Origin of the sequence: Shewanella denitrificans OS217, from assembly GCF_000013765.1 — a bacterium.
GTDB lineage: Bacteria > Pseudomonadota > Gammaproteobacteria > Enterobacterales > Shewanellaceae > Shewanella > Shewanella denitrificans.
In genome coordinates this window covers 3,724,999-3,748,888 of the sequence record NC_007954.1, presented here as the reverse complement: position 1 = coordinate 3,748,888, position 23,890 = coordinate 3,724,999, and the positions used below count along the sequence as shown (strand labels likewise).

Here is a 23,890-nt window from a genome sequence, read left to right as displayed (position 1 = left end):
GATAATATCCAACGTTGGTTTTCATCATCATAACTGAGCATAGAACGATTAAGTTTGAAAGTATTATAGTGTCTTTAACTGTTTGAAAGGAAAATACAGGTTGTTGTCTGAGGCTAAATCGATGAGTTGACATACTCGAAGGGGAGAGCTAGTCATGGCAGCACTTCCCCATGACCAACCGACCCCGAAGCCTGAAAGTATGAGTTTACAAGACCGGGTTGTTAATTGTTCGGATAAACTTAAACATAGGGCTAGCGGAATGGAGGCTGAGCTCGTATTGCCAATATTTTTCATTGAGATAATGACTTGATCTGTATTTAGGCCAAGTTTTTTAGCTAAACGTTTGAGCATCATTTCATTTGCTTGGTGCATTATGCAGTAGTCAATGTCTGCCAGTCGCCAACCTTTTTGCTCAACGCACTGCATAATTGATTTGGGTATTTCACGTAAAGTAAATACAAAAACTTGCGTTCCATCCATAAATAATTCTGGTGATATGCCTGGATTTCTAGCGCCATTGTTGGGCTGAATTAAATAAGGTGCTCCTGAACCGTCACTGCCAAAGTTGAATGTTATTTCATCTGTGCTGGGTGTCTTTTCGATGGCGATCGCACTGACTGCATCACCAAAAAGAGAAGATACACTACGGTTAGAGTCACTGTATTGCTGACTTGTAGTGTCACCAACAACTAATAGTGCTTTTGAACCTTTTAATCCATTGAGTAATTGAGATACAAGCCAAAAGCCATAAATAAAACCTGAGCAACCGAGATTGACATCAAATGCTAATGTTGTTTTAGGGAGATTCAATTTATTTTGTAGTAAAACGGCATTGCCAGGCAAGGGGTAATCAGGGGTTTGAGTGACAAAAACAATGAGGGCTACATCATTGATATCCCAAGCTAACTCGGCCAATAATTGCTGGCAAGCGAAATTCCCTAAATCGAGTGCGGTTTGTTGTGGGCCCACAACTCTTCTAGAATGGATCCCAGTAGAAGCTATCACTTTTTCAATATCAGTTACGCACGTTTGGTCAATATTGGCTAATTCGATTTCAGGTAGAACTGACACTATGCCGATAATAGATATATTCTTAACTGAGGTTGTGGTCATATTGAGTCCATAATTCTTCTGTTATAGCAAAAGAGTAGTGCAAATAGGTCAATGGAAATACACTTTCAAGCTATATTATTCAATGTTATAGTTTAAAACCATTTATATTCATTAATTTTTTCGACAGGATTCGCCATGGAAGCTGTGATTAAATCGGTAAAAATAGTAGGTATGCAAGCGGCAGTTCCTACTCACAGACATTCCTATGTCGAAAATCCAGATATTTTCACTCCAGAAGAAGCCAATAAAATATACGCAAGTACAGGCATCCATAGCCGACGCATTTTACCAAAGCACTTGTGTGCTTCGGATATGTGTGTTGCTGCTGCTGAAGCATTATTAAGCCGATTGAGCTGGGATCCGGCTTCTGTCGATGTGTTAATTTTTGTCTCTCAAGACTCAGATTATGCATTGCCTGCAAGTGCCTGCCTAATGCAACATCGATTGGGGCTATCTCAAGGTGCTGCGTGTATGGACTTGAGTTTGGGTTGCTCAGGATTTGTGTATGCGACATGGATAGCGAGCCAATTACTTGCGGGCTCCAACGGAAAAAGAGCCTTAGTATTGTGTGGTGATACCTCTAGTCGCCATTTGTTACCTGATGATAGAGGAACCTTGCCTCTTTTTGGTGATGCGGGTGTGGCTACAGCTCTTGAGTTTGATGAATCATGGCCTGATTCTTATGCCGTTTTTGGTACGGATGGTACAGGTGGTCAGCATATTGCGGTCAAAGCTGGTGGCAGAAGGCACCCAACGATACCAGAATTAACGGCTCGGACAGCAGAAGATGAAGCAAGGTTGTATCGTGACTCTAGATTGTATCTTAATGGCGCAGCTGTATTCTCATTTACCCTTAAAGTTGTACCTAAATTAGTGAGTGATGTGCTAGCACTAGCTAATGTGAGCGTGGATGATATTGATATGGTTGTTATGCACCAAGCAAATCAATTTATTCTTGAACATTTAAGAAAAAAAGCAAAAATAGATAAAGATAAGTATCTCATAGATATGGCTGATTTCGGCAATACATCCAGTGCATCAGTGCCGTTAGCTATTTGCCATAAGTTGACAGATTTTTTTACTCATAAGACTCAAAAAGTTATGTTAGGCGGATTTGGAGTTGGTTGGTCTTGGGGGGCAATTATTACAGATATAGGCCCAATGGTTTCTCCTGAACTAATCGAAATTTCAGATGATTTTGAACCTCTCTCATTAGCGGTATGATGTGATACATGGATTTCAGTGGTAAGTTATATTTAGTTACAGGCGCTTCGGTCGATTCAGATATTGGCTTTGCTATCTGTAAAAAGTTAGATGAATTGGGTGCAACTTTGATATTGGTTTCACGTCGAGAAGCCTCATTGAAAGATACCGCCCAACAATTGACGGCTAACAAACATCATATTTGCCCATTTGATTTGAGCAAGCTAGATGAGATCCCTATTTGGGTGAATAATCTTGTGAAGCAGTATGGTGCCGTTGATGGATTGATCCATAGTGCAAGCTACCAAGGGTATAGCCCTTTGAGAGGCGTTACTGGGCAGCAGATCAGTAATTATTTTGATATTAATTTTTCAGCGGCCGTTATGCTCACCTCTTCATTATCAAAAGCCCGCCATTTTAACCCTAATGCAAGTTTTGTGTTTATCGGTTCAGCGGCAGGCGTTAGGGGGCTGAAAGCCCGCACTTTATATGCGGCATCTAAAGCAGCGTTGCATTCGTTAGTTCGCTCAGCAGCCCTAGAGCTTGCCAGTAAATCAATCCGAGTGAATTGCGTTGCTCCAGCAGTAGTGTCAGGTGCAAAGGCCGAAAAGCAATTTGAAATATTAGGTGAGGCACAAACTAAAATACTCATAGATGCCCATCCTTTAGGACTCAGTAAGCCTGAAGATGTAGCCAATAGCGTTAGTTTCTTGCTTAGTGATTTAAGTGCTAAAACGACAGGAATGACGTTAACCGTTGATGGAGGGTTCCTTGCAGGATAAACAGCACATTGCTTTTTATGGGAATAGCTCTGTTAATATCGGCGCTGGGCACATAATGCGATTATTTGCCCTTGCGCAAGCTGCAAGTGAACATTTCGCTATTACTTTTCTATATAAGCAATGTATCCCTACTTTATTATCTAAACTGGCGGATGAAGGCTTTAAAACTAAGGCGATTTCTTCTCCGTTAAATAAAGATGAACTATTCAGTGTGTCTTGTGATGTTATTGTTGTTGATGATTATGAGTTGTCTAAAGAAGAATGGCAATGCCTTCGCCAGCTTGGTTGTTATTTAACCTCAACTCGGGATAAAAAACTGAACTAATCGCCCTCTTTGTGATCAGATCTTTCGACCAAGAAGGAACCAATCACGCAGAGGGCTTATGGATAATTTAGTGGATGTATTTTGTGATGTCGATGATTTTTGTGCTGTATTTATGCCGCAATGGAAAAAACAATGCGTAACAGATGGCACGCGTAAGCGCCAACGTTCAAGCAGAATGAGCATGAGCGAAATAATGACTATTATCATACTCTTCCATACATCTCATCATCGTGACTTCAAAAATTACTACACTGGATATCTTGCTCGTTTTTTCAAATCTGATTTCCCCCACTTACTCAGCTATACCCGTTTTCTTGAGCTTATGCCGACAGCTGTCGTGCCACTATGCAGCTATTTCTCCAGCATCAGAAGTCTACCTACGGGGATTGAATTCGTCGATTCGACCAGTGTAAAGGTTTGCCACAATTTGCGAATTCCACGACATAAAACGTTATCTGGCCTTGCTCGCCGCGGAAAAGGGACCATGGGGTGGTTCTACGGGTTCAAGCTTCACCTCATCGTTAACCATAAGGGAGGGATTGTTGCCGCCAAAATTACTCCAGCCAATACCCATGACACTAAGCCTGTTTCAGGCATGGTGGTGAATGCTATGGACAAGCTGTATGCGGATAAAGGCTATATCAGTAAAGCGTTGGCAAGCGAGCTACTTGAGCAAGGCGTAACACTAGTAAACAATGTTCGCAAGAACATGAAAAAGAAGGTTTTATCACTGTGGGATAGGGCAATGCTTTCACGAAGATTTATTATAGAAACGATCAATGATCAGCTTAAGAATATCTCACAAATCGAGCATTCGAGGCATAGAAGTGTGCATGGTTTTATGCTGAATATGATTGGCGGTTTAATTGCCTATCAACTCAAAGAGAGTAAGCCACAACTTAATATCACAGATGTCGATTTCAATGCGATTTCTGTTATGGCTTAAACCGATCTCAGGTTATTTAGTTAAATTAGATGATTTCCTGGATAACTCGCATATTTTTGCAGACTTAATAGTGAACCCTTCTCCTAATTATGGCGCCGCAGAATACGCACTAAGAGCACCTAATGCTTTTTACTGTTTAGGCCCTTCGTACACATTCCTCAGAAAAGAGTTCTCAATTTGCTGCTTAACTCCTCTAGCGGCCAGAGATAGTGTTTTGGTGACACTCGGTGGAACTGACAGCCAATTACTGGCATATCCTATTAGCAAAGCAATTAATGAACTGCAGCTAGCGTGTAAGGTTATTTTATTGCTTGGTAATAGTCATAAAGAGCAGGCTAAATTAAATAAATTAGTTGAACAATATCCTTTGTTCTCTATTGTCTATCGTCCTATATCGGTTGCCGATATCATGATTAATTGCGGTTTAGCCATTGCCGTGGCTGGGGGGACCTTGGGTGAACTTGCTAGTTTAGGTGTTCCAACTTTAGCTCTCATTACTGTGGATAATCAGTTGTCGGCGTTAACTTCCCCATTAAATAACACTTGGTACACGGCAACTGATGTTAGGCACTTTAATGCGCAAGTGAGTCGCTTAGATGCTAATGAAGCATTGTTGAGCGAGATCAAAACAGAGGTTGAGATGCTGTGGCATGATAAATGCCTGAGAAACAAAATGAGTAACTTTGCTCGTCGTTTAGTTGACAGTCAGGGTTGTATGCGTGTTGTTGAGCAGATAAAAATAGGCTTAAAACAGAAATTGGAATTGGTATGATAGCAACCCACTCTCTTGCGCCAGAATGTTATTTCGACGAACAGCTTTTTTTAAAAGAAAAAACTGAAGTTTTTGAAAAAAATTGGATTTTTGTAGGTTTTAGTGAACAACTCGCCAATAATCATGACTTTATTACTACTCAGATTGGCGATAAATCTGTAGTTGTTCAAAATTTTGGTGGTAGTATCAGTGCTCTGCTTAATGTTTGTAGTCACAGAAAAGCGACACTACAGACACTATCGAATGGCAATAGACCCTTAGTCTGCCCATACCATTGCTGGAGTTATAAAAAAGATGGTCAGTTGTCAGGTGTCCCTCTCAATCGCACTGATTTCGGGTTGGATGATGCGGGGAAAAAAGCCTTATCACTTAGGCAGTTTGCTTTAGAAACATGTGGGAGAATGCTGTTTGTTCGAGTGGCCAAAGACGGGCCGACACTGAGCGAATTTCTTGGTCCATATTTTGATATTTTAGAACAAATTTCAACTTCTTTTATTGAACCCGTTCAACAAGACACCTTTGAGTGGAATACTAATTGGAAAATAGCATGCGAGACCGTCTTAGAGGTTTACCATGTTACAGGTGTGCATCCTGAAACCTTCGCTAAATTTGCGAAAGCAGAGTGCGAAATTAACTTTTTTGATGGGCATAGCACAGGTAATACTCCCCTACACGATGAACCTAAAAAGTGGTGGAATGGTGCAAGAAAACATTTGAAGTTTGAGAAGCATGCTTATTTTAAAGAATACAATCATTACTTTATTTACCCTAACTTAGCGATAGGCTTAACGGATGGTTCTTTGATGTCTTTGCAAACTTATCAACCGGTAACTGCCATAAGTAGTAAGTTACATTTTCAGTTAAGAATGATGAGCTCTGCTGAAAATGCCAGAGTGAGTGATGCAGTTAGGGCTGCGATAAAAGCAAATTTTACAGAATTTAATAAAATAATATTAAATGAAGATAAGCTCGTAGCTGAATCTTGCCAAGTTAATATGAGCAGTAATAATATTCCTGGTTTACTAGGAAAATGTGAAGATAGAATTCGTCATTTCCATAGCGCTTGGCGTGAAGATATGCAATATCAACAGGAAAGTTAATTATGTTTAAAGCGTCTATTACCATAGATGGCCGTCATATTGGTCCTGAATATCAGCCTTATATTATTGCTGAATTATCAGGTAATCATAAAGGAAGTTTATCTCAAGCTTTGGCTATGATAGATGCTGCTGCAGCTAGCGGCGTTGATGCGATAAAAATCCAAACTTATACTGCCAATACCATTACGTTACAGCATGATGGCCCTGAGTTTAGGATAAATGGAGGACTATGGAAAGGGCGTACCTTGTTCGATCTTTATGAGGAGGCTCATACTCCTTGGGAATGGCATAAGTCCTTATTTGAACATGCGAAAAAGCAGAATGTAACCTTGTTTTCATCCCCGTTTGACTTAAAAGCGATCGAGCTACTTGAGTCTTGTGAGTGTCCAGCTTACAAGATTTCTTCTTTTGAAATCAATGATATAGGCCTCATTATGGCGGCAGCCAAAACGGGCAAGCCTATTGTGATGTCAACGGGATTAGCAACTCTTGCTGAAATTGAAGAGGCCGTCGAAGCTGTGGCAAATGCAGGTGGTACACAACTGGCTTTGCTGCACTGCATCAGTGGCTATCCAACACCAATTGAAGACTGTAATTTGAAAACGGTAGCAGATCTATGCCAACGGTTTAATTTCCCAATTGGGTTAAGTGATCACACTACTGACATACTTGCCTCCGTGACATCTGTGGCATTAGGAGCCAGTATTATTGAGAAGCATTTTACTTTAGATAAAACTGACGGGGGGGTAGATGCTGCATTTTCATTGGAGCCTGATGAATTTGGCTTACTAAAAAAAGAAACGCAAAGGGCTCATAGTGCACTAGGCTATGCTGGTTACGATATTAAGCCCAGTGAAGCGGGAGGGAGAGATTTTCGCCGTTCAGTATATGTTGCAGATGATATAAGAAAAGGTGAACTGTTCACTGCGAGTAATGTACGCTCTGTCAGACCGGGGCTTGGATTGCATACTCGATATTTACCTCAAATAATCGGTCAAAAATCCAGTCAGGATATTGCTTTTGGATCACCCATGAAAGAAGAGTATTTATCAGTGCCTTTGTTGAAAAGAGACCCGTCATGAAAGTGATTTGCATAACCCAAGCTAGGATGGGGTCTTCACGCTTGCCGGGTAAAGTTCTTAAAATAATTGGAACTAGGCCTATGTTGGAATATCATGTTAGGCGCGTTGCCAAATCTAAGTTAATTAATCACCATATTATTGCTACATCAAATCAAGAAAATGATCTTCCTATCGTAGAATATTGCCAACAAAATAACATTGATTACTATCGCGGTAATGAAACTGATGTTTTAGGCCGCTTTTATGAAACAGCCTTGTCAGTTCATGCTGAACCTGATGATATCATTATTAGATTGACCGGTGATTGCCCGCTAATTTGTCCACAATTAATCGATGATGCAATTAAGCTGCAATTCTCAGGAGAGTCCCAACAATACACTCATGTCAGTCTAGCGTATTTCCCCCGCGGATTTGATGTAGAAGTATTTCGCATGAGAAGCTTGAGTGAGGCTTATTTCAAAGCGTTGGCACCAGCGCAGCGTGAGCATGTTACCTTGTACCTTTACTCTAAGCCGGATGCGTTAATCGTACCAGTTACCTTGCACGGTAATCCGAGCTGGAGCCATTTTAGATTGTGTGTGGATGAGCAAGACGATTTTTTGTTAGTAGAGCAATTAATCTGTCGTTTAGGTGAACAATGGTTGGATGCTGGTCCAAGACAAATCTGTGAGTTACTAGAAGGCAATCCGCAATTAGTCACCATTAATGCTCATATTCATCAACGGACGGCACATTAATCGCTTTATTGAGGTCGTGTTGGATTTTTAGTTTTAGTTTTAGTTTTAGTTAAGCAAGCTGATATGATAAATACCATGTTGGATAATATTTTGACTAGTTTAAAGGTATAACACTATGAACAAAAAAGAATTTTTGAATAATTTAGAAGAAATTTTAGAGCTAGATGCGAATACACTTTCAGGCGACGAAGTTCTTATGGATTTGGAGCAATGGGATTCATTGGCCTTTTTAAGCGTAATTGCTATGGCTGATGAAAATTTTAACATCATTATTCAAGGTGATAAGTTAGAGAAAATTAAAACAATTGCAGATTTGAGCGCTTTGGTTGAAGAGCATTTGACTGCTTAATGATGCTAGATACAAAAATAAATCCGATGGATTTAACTGGAAAGCAAGTGTTAGTTACGGGAGCGTCAGCGGGTATTGGACGCGCTTGTTGTACCTTGCTCAGCCAGCTCGGTGCAAAGATCATTTTAACGGGGCGAAATCAAGCCGGGCTTGAGGAGACTTTGTCTAGTCTGAGTGGTAATGGTCATAAAATCGCAGTATTTGATATCAAGAATATTAATGGCTTGGGGGATTGGGTTAAATATCTCAGAAGTGAATACGGCTATCTTGATAGTTTTGTACATTGTGCTGGGGTGCAAATAACCAAACCTATTCGGTCATTTGACCAAGGTTTTTTCGATGACACTATGCATGTCAATCTTGCGAGTGCAATGGCTATCACCCAAGGCTTTAGATTAAAACGTGATCGATCCAAACAAGGTTCCATTGTGTTTGTATCTTCCATCGCTGGTCTCATTGGCCAAACAGGCAATACGGTTTATGGTGCTAGTAAAGCAGGGCTCATGTCCTTAACTCGTGGTTTAGCAATGGAATTACTCAGAGACAATATTAGAGTTAATTGCGTTGCCCCCGCCTTGGTTGAGACAGAAATGGCTCAACGAGCACAAGACAGCATGACTGCAGCACAGTTTCAACACATGCTTGATCAACACCCTATGGGTTTAGGTAAACCAGATGACGTCGCAAATGCTGTGGCTTTTTTGCTCAGCGATGCTGCAAAATGGATAAATGCCGTAACCTTACCGGTGGAAGGTGGGTATCTAGCTAACTAAGAAGTACGAAATGGCATTGAATTTTAAGCGCGTAACTCAAGATGATGCAGAGCTTTTACTTAAATGGCGAACTTCAGCCGAAATAACTAAGCATATGTTTACAGATCTTGAAAATCCAACCACAGAAAAGCAGCGAACTTGGATAGCTTCTCTTGAAAATAGGGAGGACTACCGAGGTTATATGATCCAGGATGATGGTATTTCTATCGGTTTCCTTTGTTTTAATGAGATAGACAAAATTAATCAGCGCTGCAGTACGGGGTCTTATATTTATGAGCGAGAAGCAAGAGTTAAGTATGGTGTTACGATGCACACCTATATCTGTAATTATGTTTTTCATCACCTTAAACTGAATAAAGTTGTGAATTTAGTACTAGACGCGAATGAGAAGGTCGTCAAATTGCAGCTATTACATAAGACGCGTTTAGTAGGGTATTTAAAGCAGCATATTTATAAAAACGGTCAGTTTTTAGACTTGTATATCTTTGAGTTACTGAAAGATGATTGGGCTAATCAGAAGCAACATTTTGATTTAGCTAAGATAGCAACAGCATTTAATGATTGGGGAATCCATGACTGAGTTATTAGACGAGATATATTCACAAACGCGTCAGATCATAGAGGAAAAGGGAGAGCTATGCCCTGAGCTCAATGTAGGTTCAATTTTTTTAACTGATTTACCTATGGACTCCTTGGATCTTGCGACTTTAATTGTAAATCTTGAATTGCATACTGGTTTAGATCCATTTAAAGATGGTTTTAAACATTTCCAGAGCATTGGAGAGTTAACCAGTCTTTACGAGAGTATGGAAAAGTAATGCTCTTTTCAGCAGGGGAATTTACCTTAATCGAAAATGAACGTTGTTTTACATCTGCTGATTTTATTCCACAACAAAGGAGTAGCGCTAGTGCTTACATTGAAGTTAAGTATCAGCCAACCTCCACGAATAGTTTAATCGTTTCAGCTATGTTACAAGCCTTAGTTAATGCTCAGGCTTATGGTATTCCTGTGATTTTTAATCGGACATCACAAGACATTGAATTATCAGAATTGCCAGAAGGATGTGCTGTCGGCATACTGACTTCTGGGACGACAGGTGCTCCCAAGTTGGTATATCACCAATTAGAGGCATTATTGCCTAAGAACACTAAAGTCAGTGATGCTAAAACATGTTGGTTGCTTTGTTACCATCCTATGAGTTATGCAGGCTTACAGGTGATATTGCAGGCGATTGTAGCTAATGACACGTTAGTAGTAGATGTAGATGCAAGTCTTCAAAAAAAATCCCAGCTCGCGATTGAGTTAAATGTTACCGCCATTAGCGCAACACCTTCATTTATGCGTACTTTATTGATGGCTTGGCATCAGCGTCAGCCCGAGTTAAGGCTTATCAGTTTAGGGGGGGAGATAGCTGAACAGTCGACACTCGATACCTTGAAAAGACAATTCCCTCGAGCGAGCATTAGGCATATCTATGCAACGACAGAGACAGGAGTTATTTTTTCAGTGAAAGATGGGTTGGCGGGCTTCCCATTTGAATGGTGTAACACTGTGGTCAATGGCTGGTTATTGAAAATTGATGATACATTAAAACTTATTAAGGGAAACGTAGAGATTGATACGGGTGATTGTATTCAATCTACCTCCTCACGAGTTATATTTTCCGGCCGGGCTGATAACGTCGTGAATATCGGTGGTGTGAAAGTTAATCTAGAATTACTTGAGCAACAAATTATTGCTTTTGATATTATTTTAGACGCTCGTGTTTATGTGAAAGCCAATCCTATTACTGGCTTTTTAACCTGCGTCGAAATATGTACTGAGGACGAAGAAAAAGCCAGACGGGTTCTACGTGCTTTTTTCTCTGGTTTAGCACCAGCATCTCGCCCTAGAGTGATAACTTTTTCGAAGCAAATTGCACTTAATTTAAGCGGGAAAAAGCAGAGGATTGTTTAATGAGGCATGTCATCGTCAGCGGTGGAAGTCGTGGATTAGGGCTCGGTATCGTTAAATACTTGTTGAAAAATGGGTATATGGTATCGACTTGTAGCCGTAATAAAACAGATGAAATATCTGAATTGGAAAAAGAGTTCTCTCAACTACGTTGGTTTAAAGCTGAAATCGGTAACGCAGAGCAAACTTCAATATTTGTTAAAGATGCGTGTAATTGGGCTGGAGATATCCCTTTATGGGGAGTTGTTAACAATGCTGGCATAGCCAAAGAGGGAGTGTTAGCTACATTCCCAAATACTGAGTCTGATGCCTTGATCCAAGTAAATTTAAATGGTGCTCTATATTTGGCTCGTGATGTGCTTAGGGTCTTCCTAAGGCAAAGGAGTGCGGGACGAATTATCAATATTAGTTCGATTATCGGCAGCCGTGGTTATGCTGGTTTAGCGGCATATTCCGCCTCTAAAGCAGGACTCGATGGGCTAACTCGGGCGTTAGCCAGAGAAAATGGACGCAGAGGAATAACGGTTAACTCTGTTGCGCCAGGTTATCTAGAGACTGAAATGTCTTCTACTTTATCGGAACAAAAAAGAAATCAAATTATTCGCAGAACACCCATCAATAGATTGGGGTTTGTCGACGATATCACCCCTGCAATTGGTTTTTTACTTTCAGAAGATGCGAATTTTATTACTGGTCAGACTTTGATCATTGATGGCGGTATCACCAATTAGGAGCTTTTATGTTACAGGCAAGGTGTCAACTTTGTAACTCTCAGCAATGGCAGCAGTTCACATCTATCTGCTTTGGTACTTGGGCTTTCGAAAATACAGAAATAGAGCGTGATAGTGCCCTGTATCCCATAGGTCTATGCCTTGATTGTGGGCATGTGCAAGTTATGAGCTCATATACACCTGAATTGTTTGATAAGTTGTATTTCCATTCGGCACAAGAGTCCGTAATGTGGCATGAGTCATTGATTAATGATGATAGCCCATATCAAGATATGATTAACTTTGCCATCAGTAAAGAAGCGAACTTAAAGACTGTCGTTGATTTTGGTTGCGGTGAAGGTAAATTGTTACATCTAGCCAAACAATCTGCTTCGATATCCAAGTTAGTGGGTATTGATTTCAATGATAGATTTGCTCAAGAAGGTATAGATTATTTTGCTTATGATTTAAATAATTTATCTGATTTACCGTTAACGCTGTGGCCATGCGGTATTGATCTTGCAATGGCTTCTCATGTGCTTGAGCACGTAGTAGATCCTGTCAATTTTTTGAAAAATATTAAAAGCCATCTCAGTGACACTGGCGTAGTGTTCGTCGAAGTGCCTGATTTTACCTCTCCACATGAACTCAAGTCGATAGGTAAAAGTAACTTAGTTAATTTACAACATATTCATTACTTTTCATTGGCATCTTTGACCTATGCCGCCAATCAGGCTGGCTTCAACGTTGTGAAGAGTCAGCAAGTGACGACAGGATACATTCCTCGATTACAGGTTATGCTAAAGGTGGCTGCAGAGCAGAATGCTACCATTTCGTTTAACGGAACTGTGAAAGTCATCTCTCAATATCAAGAGCAAGTTCAATATTTACGGCAGCAACTCGCACAAGAGTTAATAGAAACGATAAGACTAAATGGAACTGTCGGAGTTTGGGGCGTAGGTGCTGATTTTTATAACTTGATCACCGAACAGCCTTTACTGATTGAATCAATAAAAAATGCACAAATAAGAATGTTTGATTATGAGTTGGCTGGAAAAACGTTTTGCTTTCAAAAAATACACTCAAGTACAGAAATTCCAGAATACGACGGCGCAGTTTATATGTCACCGATTTTAGCTGAAACAAGAGTTAAAATGGCTCGTGTTAGTAAAAACTGGATGAATGTTAGGGATATATTTAAATAACCTTAATTCAGATTAAGTAACATTAACATACACCCTAGTGTTCATTATTGATTAAGTGGTTATGGAGTTAGCATGGATTATCAGCAAGAGCACTGTAAAGTGTGCCAGAAACATGACTGGGATCACTTTGGGACTCTATTGTCTGGAATATGGTCGCAAGAGCCAAATGATTTGGTCAGAGAAGAGCTCGTGTTACCTATCGGTGAATGTCAATATTGTGGTCACGTACAAATGATGAGGCGCTACGATGCGCATATCTTTGAGTGTTTATATTTTTCTAATATAAGACCCCCTGCGATGTTTTTCTTACCAAAAGAAGGTGAAGTGTCGCCTTATTTTCAAATGGTTGATTTTTTCCGAGAACATGTTTCTACGGACAGTAATGTAGTTGATTTTGGTTGCGGTGCTGGCAATATCTTTAAAGAAATGAAGCAACAACACTTAACCGGTGGGGTGTTAACGGGCGTTGATTTTCTTCCTATGATTGAAGATGAGTTTATTAATCAACTGGCTTGGAATTTAAATAGCAAGGAAGAAATACCTAAAACATTCTGGCCACAAGGAGTGGATTTAGCTCTTAATACACATGTGTTAGAACATGTGGAAAATCCAGTGGCTTTCTTATCTATGATCCGTAATCAATTAAAGCCTGATGGAAAAGTCTTTATAGAAGTTCCTGATTGTAGCGAAAACACAGATCTGACTCACCTTGCTTTTACAAACGTAGTACATGGTCAGCATATCCATTATTTTACCAAAGATAGCCTCGCACAAATTGCCCAGGTTGCAGGGTTTACCGTTATAAAAACCGCTCAGATAATGACACGAAGTATTCCGCGGTTACTTATGCTGTTAGAAAATGGACCTATTTCTCAACAAATTGCGAAAGTACCCAATAGTGCAAAAAAAGCCGTTTGGTTCCAGTTAGAGCAAACAGCAGCTCTTCATAATATGCTGGCATTGAAAATTGAAGAAAAAATTAAGTATGAAGGTGTTGTCGGACTATGGGGAGTTGGGGGGGATACCTATCAACTATTTAAGGCTCATAAAAATCTCATTCCATTGCTATTAAATGGTCAAATCACTTTATTTGATGGCGATTTACAGGGTCATAGCTTCAAAGACGCGGAGATTTTATCAAGTCGTGACATTGAAAACTCAAAGCTCAGTATTTTTATTACACCGCTTTATGAATTAACGAAAGAAAAAATGTTGGCGATTAGTGTGGATTGGGCGTCGACTATACTTGACCCATATTGTTAGTTTTTGGGTTAGCCTATATCAAGAGATATAGACTAACTACTAGGTTAGTCGTATCTGTTGGTTGATGACTGGAAATTAGTGTCTATTTTAGCTTCAAGCTTAACTTTTATTCCCCTTATGCTTTTTTATCCTCTATATTCACTTTTTTTTGTTTTAAGTTAATTCGCTGTTGAGCTAAGGCAAAGGTTGCCTGCTTAAGTTCTAGTACGGTTAAAGTCTGCTGTTTTTGTTCAGATTTTCCAGCGTCTAAGTGTTGGCTAATATCTATTCCTTGGGTCAATACGGTCAGTGCTTCTGTTACATGTTCTATGGACCAAATATGAAAGCTCCCTTGGGCGATAGCATCGACAATGTCTTGTCTTAACATCAAATGATGGACGTTGCTTTTAGGGATGATAACGCCCTGATATTGGCTGCGGCCTTTAATGCTACACACATCGAAAAAGCCTTCAATTTTTTCATTCACCCCACCGATGGGCTGGGCTTCACCGAATTGATTCATCGAGCCTGTAATGGCGATATCTTGTCTAAGTGGCTGTTGTGAGAATGCCGAGACGATAGCGCATAGCTCTGCCATGGAGGCGCTATCTCCATCGACACCGCTGTAAGACTGCTCGAAGGTTAAGTGAGTGCAGAAGGGCAGTATGTTCTCTTTGGCAAAAATGGATTTCAAATAAGCAGAGAGGATCATCACTCCTTTTGAATGGATTTTACCCCCTAGTTTGGCATGATGCTCGATATCAAAAATCTCCCCCTTGCCTTTTGCTGTGGTTGCGGTGATTCGAGTTGGGATGCCAAAGCTATGATCTGTAGTGCTCAATACGGATAACGCATTGATCTGACCTATGGCCTCGCCTTGAGTCTGCAGCAACAGAGTGCCATTGGCAAAATCTTGCATCATGCTGTCTTTAAGGCGACTCACCCTTTGCTCTTGCTTAAATAGCGCCTGCTCCACATGTTGTTTACGTATGGTTCTGGCATTGGCTTGGCGAGCACAATAATTGGTTTCCCGTAATAAATTGGCGATATCCGCCGAATGCAAGGACAGCTTATGTTGATCCCCAGCCTGACGTGAACTGTATTCTATTATTCTGGCGATGGCGCTCTTATCACAATGGAGCATGTGGTTGTCGTGCACTATGCTGGCAATGAAGCGGGCATAGTTTTCTTCTGAGCTATCTGTACGGGGCATTTCATCTTCAAAATCTGCAGTTACCCTAAATAACTCACTGAATTCGGAGTCGTAATTCTGTAATAGCTGATAAGTTTGATAATCACCAAACAAGATGATTTTGACATTAAGTGGAATAGGTTCAGGTTCCAGTGAGATGGTGCCCGACAGCGTAAGCTCCTGCTCCAGTGAGTTTAAATTCAGTTTTCGCGATCTTAAGGCTCGCTTGAGCCCATCCCACACATAGGGGCGCTCCAACACCTTGACCGCATCTATCATTAACACGCCGCCATTGGCTTTGTGCAGACTGCCAGAGCGGATAAGTGAAAAGTCGGTGAACACTGTGCCTTTGTAGGTGGCGTTTTCTATGTAACCAAAGATGGTGTGATAGTTAGGGCTTTCTTCCACCACAATGGGGAAGGGGGTCTCATCTTGGCTTACCAAGACATTGACTTGATAACGGCGCGGCAGTTTTTTATCTAAAGAAGCATAGGCAAGGCCCACGAGTTCCTCACTTTCTTCCATGAAGATATCTATGTTATCTAGCATGTCCTTTTGCATGGCGTTGAGGTGGGCTTTGATTTGTGGCAACTGACGAAAGGTTTCTTTTAACGGATCGAAGGCCTTAATGAATACCTTGTTGGCGACTTGTTCATTGTGTTTATCTTGCTTGTCGCAAAACTCATCTTCCCATTGCGCCAGTTTACGCAGGATGCCTCTTAATTTTATTTCCAATGAGGCTATGCTGGTCTCAAAGGCGCTTTTTTCTTTTTCACTAAGCCGTTCGAATGAAGCCTCATCGTGAGGTTCGTCGCCATTGAGGGCAAACAGTTGATAATCTCCTTCGGCGGAAATACTTAACACTACACCTTGGGATTTGGCTTCTTTGGTCAGGCTTAGCAGCGCTGATTCTTGTTTTTTTAACAGCTGATTTTTCAATTTTTCGGAGCGGGTGTAATAGATTTCCGTATCGAAGGCTTGGGGTAGCGCCTTCATCAACTGCTGTAACAGGTTATCGATGGCTTTTTTTAATGCCAGCGCGCTACCCGCGGGCAGCTTTAATACTTTTGGGATTCGTGCATCATCAAAATTGGCCACATAACACCAATCAAATGACTGCTGGCCTTTCATCGGCTGATGGCGATTGAGGTACCTTTGCATCATGGTGCGTTTGCCAAGGCCATTACGACCGACGGCATAGATGTTATACCCTTTATCCTTAATGGACATGGCAAATTCGACCGCTTGCTGCGCTCTTTCTTGGCCGACAATTTCATCCAGTGGGGTTAATTGCTTGGTGGTACGTAACATGGGGTCGAGTTGGGATAATGACGAGGTGCGGTAAACTTGCTCTGTGGTTAATCGTTCTATTGTCATAGGCTTACCTCGATAAGGCCGTAATCGTCACCGTCAATGGCTGACTAAGGCTAGGGCTGACTAGGGCTAGCTAGTCTGTGGTTCACGGGTAAAAGTTGATGCTGTGAACAAATAAAAATAAATAATTGATAATTAAAACATATCTATAAAATTGTGAATTAGCAAGTGCCCCTGTGTATATATCTAAGGCTGGACACAAGGTTTATGGCGAAGCGCTAATCTATGGCAGAAGTCTTGTCATTTAAAATAAATAATCATCATTTGCAGTTTACTCATCGCTGTTTTGACTATTTTCAACTGCCTGACTTTCCTATGCAAATCTCATCATCTTATCAACTATACTCTACTGAATATGACTAACGAGAAGCGATGAGTATGCTTGGTTTTGTTCGATTTATTTTCATCTTGCTGAGTGTTACTGGAATGGCTTTTTCTGCTGTGGCCGAAAGCCTTCCACGGGTTTTGCTGTTGAATTCTTACCATCCTCAATATCAATGGACCAAAGAATTAACTCGGGGGGTTCAGGAAACTCTGGCGAGCAGTATTCCCATGGAGAATCTTCATATCGAGTTTATGGATGAGCGCAGGTTTGCCGATGATGCAGTTTACAAAACTAAGCTTGTGAGTCTGTTTAAGCACAAGTATCAGCAATACTCGCCGGATCTTATTATTACTAGTGACGACTATGCCTATGATTTTATGATTGAATATGGTGATTTGCTGTTTCCTGGCAAGCCCATGGTATTTAGTGGCGTCAATGTCTTCAAGCCTGAAACGCTACAAGGTCGAAGCCAGATCACCGGGATCTTGGAAGGCATGGAGATTATCGGCAACTTGGAATTGATAAAGACAATACAGCCAGATGTAAAACGCATTGTTTTACTGGGGGATACCACAGGGTTTGGCCGAGGCATGACAGATCTTGCCCGTGAGGTAAAGGCAAGCTGGCAGGCAGATCCTAGCTTGGCAGCAGGGGTGAGCTTAGATATTTGGGATAAGTTTACCTTAGTTGAGCTACACCAGAGGGTGGCTGAGTTACCTACTGGCAGCGCAATTTTAGTGTTAGCGATTCATAAAGACAGCCAAGGGCAATACTTTTCCTACGAGGAGCAGCTCCCTATCCTGAGTCAAATCAGCAAAGTTCCCATTTATGGCATGTGGGGCGCCTTGATGATAGGAAAAGGTGCCATGGGAGGGCTGATGAATGACCCATTTGAGCATGGCGCTAGCGCGGCTAAGATGGCGCTGGCCATACTCGATGGCATCCCTATCGCCCAATTACCCATAAAGGAAAAGGCGGCCTTTACCCCAAGCTTCGATTTCGCTCTATTAAATCGCTTCGCTATCGATAGGGCGCTTTTACCCCAAGGCAGCAAGCTTGTCGGTGAGCCTAAGTCTCTCTATCAAGAATATGGCGGCCTGATAAATAGCGTCTTGTTGTTATTAACCTTTTTGATGCTTGTCATTTCCGTGTTATTGACCAATATTCGCAAGAGAATAGCCGTTCAAATCCAATTAGATAAACTCAATCGAGAGCTTGAGTTTCAAGTGCAAGAGCGAACCCAAGATCTTAACTTGCGTAACAGCCAGTTGCATGATGCCACGATAAATATGCGTCAATTAGCATTTACAGACCCTTTAACCGGGCTATCCAATCGAAGGGCTGGCACGGTTGAAACTGGGGCTTATTTGTCACGCTTTAAACAAGATAACCTCGCGTTATCAGTGGCGATATTGGACATAGACTTTTTCAAACGTGTTAATGATACCTATGGTCACAGTCGCGGTGATGAAGTTTTGATTAGTTTTGCTCGTTTGCTTAAGGCAACAGTCAGGCCTAGCGATCGCTTGTATCGCTGGGGAGGGGAAGAGTTTCTGGTTTTATTTCCTGGGGCGGATATTGCCGCTGCGACCCAAGTTTGTGAGCGTTTATGTCACACCATAGCGAGCAAACACTTCGAGGGCGTTGGCCGCATAACAAGCAGCCTTGGGGTGACTGAAGCTAGCCTAGATGATAGCTTAGATTCCTTAGTATCCCGTGCGGATGTCGCCTTGTATCAAGCCAAACAGCAAGGGCGAAACCGAGTTTGTATTGGTGAACGAGCCCCATAAAGTAAATTATTTATCAAGGAAAATCAGCAGTCTGCCTAAGCCTGTCTTATGCTTACACTAATGTAAAATCGATTGCCGAGATCAATCCTTGAGTGAATGCTTCAAGCCAAAGATTGACGCTATGTAAACCTAATTGGGAAGCCCAATGACGAAAAGAGCCTTAGTGTTATCCGGTGGTGGTGCCAGGGGAGCCTATCAAGTAGGGGTACTTAAAGCCATTGCCGACATGCATGATAAAAATAGCCATAATCCTTTTTCTATTATCAGCGGTACTTCATCTGGGGCGATTAATGCCGTGGGGCTTGCTGCCTCGGCCAACAATTTTCGCCTAGCGGTTAAAAAGGTCGAATATTTTTGGCAGCAAATCAGTGTCGAACAAGTGTACAAAGCCGGCGCACTGGATCTGGTTAAAAGTGGCGGCACCTTGTTGCTCTCGTTGTTAAATCAAGGCATAGGCATGAATCGGCCTTTAGCCTTTCTTAATAATGCACCATTGCGGGAATTACTTGGTAGCACCATACAGTTTAAAAATATTCAAAAACGCATAGATGCGGGCTACTTAGATGCGGTAGCAATCAATGCTACCGGATATACCTCGGGTGAGTCGGTGAGTTTTTTCCAAGGTAAGCCTGGCTTCAAGGGCTGGCGCAAAGGCCGTCGAGTCGGGGTGCCGACACGGCTTGCTGTACAACACTTGATGGCATCCTCGGCAATTCCGACCATTTTCCCCGCCGAACAAGTGAGCCGTGAATATTTTGGTGACGGCGCCTTAAGACAGCTTGCGCCCTTAAGTCCGGCGCTTAAATTTGGTGCCGACAAGATTTTGGTCATAGGGGTTAGCGGTAACCCTCGAATTATCCCCAAGCGTGAAACCACCACTCATTCACCATCACTTGCGCAGATGGTTGGCCATCTGTTTAACAGCGCCTTTGTCGATAGCTTAGAGCATGACGTGGATATTATGTTGCGGATGAACGATCTTATTCGTATTAATCAAAATACCGCGGCCCACACGGAACAAGGTGAGGTCAGGGCGGTCAATTTACTGGCTTTAAATCCCAAGGTGGAGTTCGACAAGGTCGCGGCTCGCCATGTGCATACCCTGCCAATGGCCATGCGTTACATGATGAAAACCACAGGTGCGACAGGTAAGGGGGGCGGTGCGAGTTTTGCCAGTTACCTGTTATTCGAGCCGGGATTCTGTAAAGAGTTAATTAGCCAAGGCTATCAAGATGCCATGGAAGAAGAAGTGGCCATACGTGAGTTTTTTGCTAAAGATTAAAGTCGATTACCCTGACTAAATCTATGTTAGGTGTTCATCTAAGCCAGCCTCTTTAAATCAAAACTACAGTAAAGAATACTCGTCAAAGACGAGTATTCTTTCACATGCACTGGGTTAGGTTTTGAATCTACCCACCGAACTTTGCAGTTCTTGTGCTTGTTCCCCCAGTTGTTGTGAGACAAGTTTTAAGCGACTGATATCTTCGGTGGATTCATTGATGGCCAGTGCCATATTTTGAATATTCTGGTTAATTTCTTCGATGGCATTGCTTTCCTCTCCCATGGAGTGAGCGACATGGGCCGTTTCTTGAGAAATTTTCTCGCTGGATGAGGTGATTTTTTCCAAGATCAATAAGGACTGAGCACCGTGTTCGACACTGGCATTAATTTCTTGATTCAATAACTCGATTTGACCGCAGGATGCATTAGATTGCTGCTGCAATCCCTTAATCAGCTCGGAAACCTGAGTAGCGGCTTTTGAGGTGCGAACCGACAGGGTGCGCACTTCATCGGCGACCACGGCAAAGCCGCGGCCGGCTTCCCCAGCACGGGCTGACTCGATGGCGGCATTGAGTGCCAATAAGTTGGTCATATTGGCAATATCAGTGATAAGGCTAATGATCTCATTGATTTCATCGGAGGATTTATTGAGATCTTGCAAGGTGGTTGTCAGGCCGCCCATATCACTGGCGACTCGGCTCATGCGGGTGATCACATCTTTAATCACGCCGCTGCCTTGATCTACTTCCAGTTTAGATTGTTTGGATAGCTCATCGGCTCCCTTGATGGTTTGCGCTATTTGCCCTGAGGTGATGGAAATTTGATTTAAGGCTGCGGCGATGGAATGGGATTGTGAATTTTGCTCCTCCGTTGCTACTGACAAGCTATCGCTAGCCCCTGACACTTGACTTGCCATGGTGCTGACATGCTTGGCATTGTCTATGACTTGCAAAATCAACTCACGAATTTTTTCCACAAACAGGTTAAAGGCGAAGGCAAGCTCCGCGGTTTCATCATCCTTACTATGGGTAACAATGCGGCAGGTCAGATCGCCATCTCCAGATGCCACTTCCTGCAGCAAGTTTTTTACATCATCTATGGGGCGAGTAATCAGGTTCGATACCCAAAAAGACAAACTAATGAAAATAACCAGCATGATCGCTTCAATCAACAGCATAAGATAGATGAGGAAATTGGCGGTGGAAAAAATCTCATCCATAGTCACTAAGCCAATGAATTTCCAGCCAAACTTGCTTGATGTTATCACGTTAACCTGATAACTCTTGCCGTCTAGTTCAATCGTGACCTGACCTTGTTCTATTTGGGCCAGTTGCTGGTAAGCAGTGTCTTTTATCTCGCTGAGTTTTTTGAAATTATTCTCAGGTCGGCGGGGGTCCACCAATAAGGTGCCATCACTCTCGGCCAGCATAAGAAAGCCAGTTTCTCCTAAGCTTATTTGCTTTATGTATTCAGTCAACCCTTTAAGGCTCATGTCCATACCTTGCACACCTATCTTGTTGCCGCGAGCATCTTTGACTTGAGTGACTGTACTAATAATGGTGGCATTGTCGGTGGCATAAAAGTAGGCACTGGTGCGGGTGATACCGTCATTTTTCATCGCATGTTGGTAGAAGGGCCGAGTGCGGGGATCATAGTTGGCCGAGATACTGCCCTCGGGCCACTGAACATAACCGCCATCTTGATTGGCATAATAAATATAGGCGAGGCCATCGTGACTCTTGGCAAACATATCAAACAAGTCATACATTTGGCTTTCGTTGCCACCATTGCGTGATGGGGTCATAGGACCTCCCGCCCCATTAGCATAGGACGTCATCCCGGCGCTATTGTTCGTGGCTACCGGGTGGGTGGCAAGAAAGCGCACATTGTCTTCTATGTCTTTAAACAAGATGGAGATGCCGTTTTCTATTTGGCGTATTTCACGGCTGGAGACATCCACAAATTGCTTTTGGGCTTCCTCATTGAGCTTGTTACTGAGCACCACGGAAATGATCAGAGCTGGGATCACTAATGCAGATAATATACTGAGCTGAATTTTGCTTCTTATTTTCATATTGTTACTCTCGAGCAGGTTAGAAATAATAACCAAAGTTGATATTCACTCGGGTATTCCAGTTATCTTCATCACCCGCCATGGTGCCGCCAATAAAGGGGTGATTCTTGGCACTGACCAAATCTATGTAGGTGTAAAGTCCGCCAGCGGAGACGGCAACACCGAGCACATTCATCACAGTATCTTCAGTTAAATTGCCCGATTTATTAAACATCAAGTTGTAGTCGTTATAGAAAGTCAGGCTAGTAATTGGCCCCCAGTTGACGGGCAATTGATAGGCTAGGTTAGCGTTAATGAGTTCGGCTTCACTTGGGATAGTATCGAAAAAATGATAAGCCCCCACAGCAAGGCGAGTTAAGGCGTTGTCTAGGGCGTATTCATAATGTGTGTATTGAAGTTGCAAGTTCCATCTGTCTATCTGGGTTTTGCTGTGGACGGCAAATGCCTGACGATGACCGACAGAGGCGTTACTGTCTCGTAAGTCGCCATATTGCGCCGATGCGCCAAGCTCAGTATTGCCCCATAAGTAACTGTAACGCGCTGCCATACTATTGTGTTCGGCGATAGCCTGACTGATGCCGTCATATATGCCTTCACTAGGGGGGCGAATACCAACGACATCATAGGAGTAGCGATCGCTGCGATCGTTGACATAACCATCTATACCGCCCATCTCATCGGTGAAGAAATAGCCGAGACGCAGATCGTGGTTATCCCATTTACCGATAAACTTGATGCCCGCATCATAGTCGTCTTCTAGGCCTACATAATAGTTGCTTGAAAAGAAAAAATTGTGAGAGTTGTAGTCCAAGTTGCCAAAGGGCACGCGAGTCACCCCCGCTTGTACTTGCCAGCTTGGGGTTAAGTCATAACCTACCCAAGCATGGTGTATAACATGCATATATTGAAACCAGCGATATTGGGCCGAGAGCTGCACATCACCAAGTTTTCCATTGAGATCCAGGCGAAACACATCGAAATCAAAATCGCCGCCTCTGTCTCGATTACCTTGGTTGTAATCTTCGAAAGAATACTGAAATCGCACAGCGCCCCCCACTTTGATGCCATCACTGGGTTCAGATTTAGGTTCAGACTCAGCTTCAAGCTTAGCTTCAGCCTTAGCAGCCTCAACTCGAGCCAATTGTGCTTGTTGGAACTGCGCTTGTTGTTTTTCTTGGGCAGCTTGTCTGGCCTTAGACTCTGAGAGTTCCTGCTTGAGCTGCAGCAGCTCTTGTTCCATTGTGAGTATGCGCTGCTCAATATCGACTTCTGTGGCTAACACTAAGCATGGAAGCATGGCTGGGAGGAGTAACAGTGGGCTAAATCGTTTCATGGGCAGATCCTGTACTAGCCGAAGAAGGTTCTAGTTGATAAGTGTAGACAAAATAAGAAAACCTAGGCGTCGATTACTAAAAAATTATCGTTTTTGTTATGCTTCCTTGCCTAGCAAGGTAAAAACGAAACAGGAGTAGCGTGAAAAAAACGCCTAGCGCTTAAAAACAAAAGATTTAGTTGTTTAGGCTATATCTAAATATTTCCCCCATCTGGTAAAATTGCGCCG

Annotated in this window: 22 protein-coding genes; 18 read left to right on the top strand and 4 right to left on the bottom strand. The window is 42.3% G+C overall.

Features of this window, described 5'->3' with window-relative positions; genetic code table 11:
• Positions 1-63 precede the first annotated feature (63 nt).
• The gene (locus SDEN_RS16215; protein ID WP_011497542.1) at positions 64-1,113 is read right to left on the bottom strand and encodes a 3-oxoacyl-ACP synthase III family protein; all 1,050 of its coding nucleotides are present in this window, start codon (positions 1,111-1,113) and stop codon (positions 64-66) included.
• A 135-nt stretch (positions 1,114-1,248) separates the two neighbouring features.
• Here SDEN_RS16215 and SDEN_RS16210 point away from each other — a divergent pair, with 135 nt between their 5' ends.
• The 16 genes from SDEN_RS16210 (at position 1,249) to SDEN_RS16135 (ending at position 14,314) form a co-directional block, all read left to right on the top strand.
• Positions 1,249-2,337 (top strand): 3-oxoacyl-ACP synthase III family protein, encoded by a 1,089-nt coding sequence (locus SDEN_RS16210; RefSeq protein WP_011497541.1) that lies wholly within the window; start codon positions 1,249-1,251, stop codon positions 2,335-2,337.
• A gap of 8 nt (positions 2,338-2,345) precedes the next feature.
• Complete coding sequence (locus SDEN_RS16205) at positions 2,346-3,098, top strand: SDR family NAD(P)-dependent oxidoreductase (RefSeq protein WP_011497540.1); 753 nt, start codon at positions 2,346-2,348, stop codon at positions 3,096-3,098.
• Complete coding sequence (locus tag SDEN_RS16200; protein ID WP_011497539.1) at positions 3,088-3,423, top strand: hypothetical protein; 336 nt, start codon at positions 3,088-3,090, stop codon at positions 3,421-3,423. The genes SDEN_RS16205 and SDEN_RS16200 overlap by 11 nt, the downstream gene beginning before the upstream one ends.
• A gap of 58 nt (positions 3,424-3,481) precedes the next feature.
• Positions 3,482-4,369, top strand: coding sequence for an IS982-like element ISSde7 family transposase (locus SDEN_RS16195; protein ID WP_011495538.1), 888 nt, complete (start codon positions 3,482-3,484; stop codon positions 4,367-4,369).
• Positions 4,347-5,141 carry a hypothetical protein gene (locus tag SDEN_RS16190; RefSeq protein ID WP_157599876.1) on the top strand — a complete coding sequence of 265 codons (795 nt, stop codon included), beginning with the start codon at positions 4,347-4,349 and terminating at the stop codon, positions 5,139-5,141. Before SDEN_RS16195 ends, SDEN_RS16190 begins: the two co-directional genes overlap by 23 nt.
• Positions 5,138-6,241: an aromatic ring-hydroxylating oxygenase subunit alpha gene (locus tag SDEN_RS16185; RefSeq protein ID WP_011497537.1), complete on the top strand. Its 1,104-nt coding sequence runs from the start codon at positions 5,138-5,140 to the stop codon at positions 6,239-6,241. The genes SDEN_RS16190 and SDEN_RS16185 overlap by 4 nt, the downstream gene beginning before the upstream one ends.
• Before the next feature lie 2 nt (positions 6,242-6,243).
• A complete protein-coding gene (gene pseI, locus SDEN_RS16180) occupies positions 6,244-7,323 on the top strand; it encodes a pseudaminic acid synthase (protein ID WP_011497536.1) in 1,080 nt (359 codons plus the stop codon).
• A complete protein-coding gene (locus tag SDEN_RS16175; RefSeq protein ID WP_011497535.1) occupies positions 7,320-8,060 on the top strand; it encodes a glycosyltransferase family protein in 741 nt (246 codons plus the stop codon). Before pseI ends, SDEN_RS16175 begins: the two co-directional genes overlap by 4 nt.
• A 115-nt stretch (positions 8,061-8,175) precedes the next feature.
• Positions 8,176-8,409 (top strand): acyl carrier protein, encoded by a 234-nt coding sequence (locus SDEN_RS16170; protein WP_011497534.1) that lies wholly within the window; start codon positions 8,176-8,178, stop codon positions 8,407-8,409.
• Positions 8,409-9,182, top strand: a complete 774-nt coding sequence (locus SDEN_RS16165) for an SDR family NAD(P)-dependent oxidoreductase (protein ID WP_011497533.1) — start codon at positions 8,409-8,411, stop codon at positions 9,180-9,182. Before SDEN_RS16170 ends, SDEN_RS16165 begins: the two co-directional genes overlap by 1 nt.
• A gap of 10 nt (positions 9,183-9,192) precedes the next feature.
• The gene (locus tag SDEN_RS16160) at positions 9,193-9,762 is read left to right on the top strand and encodes a GNAT family N-acetyltransferase (RefSeq protein WP_011497532.1); all 570 of its coding nucleotides are present in this window, start codon (positions 9,193-9,195) and stop codon (positions 9,760-9,762) included.
• Positions 9,755-10,000: a hypothetical protein gene (locus SDEN_RS16155; RefSeq protein WP_011497531.1), complete on the top strand. Its 246-nt coding sequence runs from the start codon at positions 9,755-9,757 to the stop codon at positions 9,998-10,000. Before SDEN_RS16160 ends, SDEN_RS16155 begins: the two co-directional genes overlap by 8 nt.
• Positions 10,000-11,139, top strand: a complete 1,140-nt coding sequence (locus tag SDEN_RS16150) for an AMP-binding protein (RefSeq protein ID WP_011497530.1) — start codon at positions 10,000-10,002, stop codon at positions 11,137-11,139. Before SDEN_RS16155 ends, SDEN_RS16150 begins: the two co-directional genes overlap by 1 nt.
• Positions 11,139-11,867 carry an SDR family NAD(P)-dependent oxidoreductase gene (locus SDEN_RS16145; protein WP_011497529.1) on the top strand — a complete coding sequence of 243 codons (729 nt, stop codon included), beginning with the start codon at positions 11,139-11,141 and terminating at the stop codon, positions 11,865-11,867. Before SDEN_RS16150 ends, SDEN_RS16145 begins: the two co-directional genes overlap by 1 nt.
• Positions 11,868-11,875: 8 nt before the next feature.
• Positions 11,876-13,051 (top strand): class I SAM-dependent methyltransferase, encoded by a 1,176-nt coding sequence (locus tag SDEN_RS16140; protein WP_011497528.1) that lies wholly within the window; start codon positions 11,876-11,878, stop codon positions 13,049-13,051.
• A 72-nt stretch (positions 13,052-13,123) separates the two neighbouring features.
• Complete coding sequence (locus tag SDEN_RS16135; RefSeq protein ID WP_011497527.1) at positions 13,124-14,314, top strand: class I SAM-dependent methyltransferase; 1,191 nt, start codon at positions 13,124-13,126, stop codon at positions 14,312-14,314.
• Between the two features lie 115 nt (positions 14,315-14,429).
• Here the strand turns inward: SDEN_RS16135 and SDEN_RS16130 are convergent, their stop codons facing one another.
• Positions 14,430-16,862 carry a Lon protease family protein gene (locus tag SDEN_RS16130; protein ID WP_011497526.1) on the bottom strand — a complete coding sequence of 811 codons (2,433 nt, stop codon included), beginning with the start codon at positions 16,860-16,862 and terminating at the stop codon, positions 14,430-14,432.
• A gap of 369 nt (positions 16,863-17,231) precedes the next feature.
• On the opposite strand from SDEN_RS16130, the gene SDEN_RS16125 reads away from it, so the two are divergent.
• Both SDEN_RS16125 and SDEN_RS16120 read left to right on the top strand, forming a co-directional pair.
• The gene (locus tag SDEN_RS16125) at positions 17,232-18,974 is read left to right on the top strand and encodes an ABC transporter substrate binding protein (RefSeq protein ID WP_011497525.1); all 1,743 of its coding nucleotides are present in this window, start codon (positions 17,232-17,234) and stop codon (positions 18,972-18,974) included.
• 145 nt (positions 18,975-19,119) lie between these two features.
• Positions 19,120-20,256: a patatin-like phospholipase family protein gene (locus SDEN_RS16120; RefSeq protein WP_011497524.1), complete on the top strand. Its 1,137-nt coding sequence runs from the start codon at positions 19,120-19,122 to the stop codon at positions 20,254-20,256.
• A gap of 114 nt (positions 20,257-20,370) precedes the next feature.
• Here the strand turns inward: SDEN_RS16120 and SDEN_RS16115 are convergent, their stop codons facing one another.
• Both SDEN_RS16115 and SDEN_RS16110 read right to left on the bottom strand, forming a co-directional pair.
• Positions 20,371-22,329, bottom strand: coding sequence for a methyl-accepting chemotaxis protein (locus SDEN_RS16115; protein ID WP_011497523.1), 1,959 nt, complete (start codon positions 22,327-22,329; stop codon positions 20,371-20,373).
• 19 nt (positions 22,330-22,348) lie between these two features.
• Positions 22,349-23,662, bottom strand: a complete 1,314-nt coding sequence (locus SDEN_RS16110; RefSeq protein WP_011497522.1) for a porin — start codon at positions 23,660-23,662, stop codon at positions 22,349-22,351.
• Positions 23,663-23,890 lie beyond the last annotated feature (228 nt).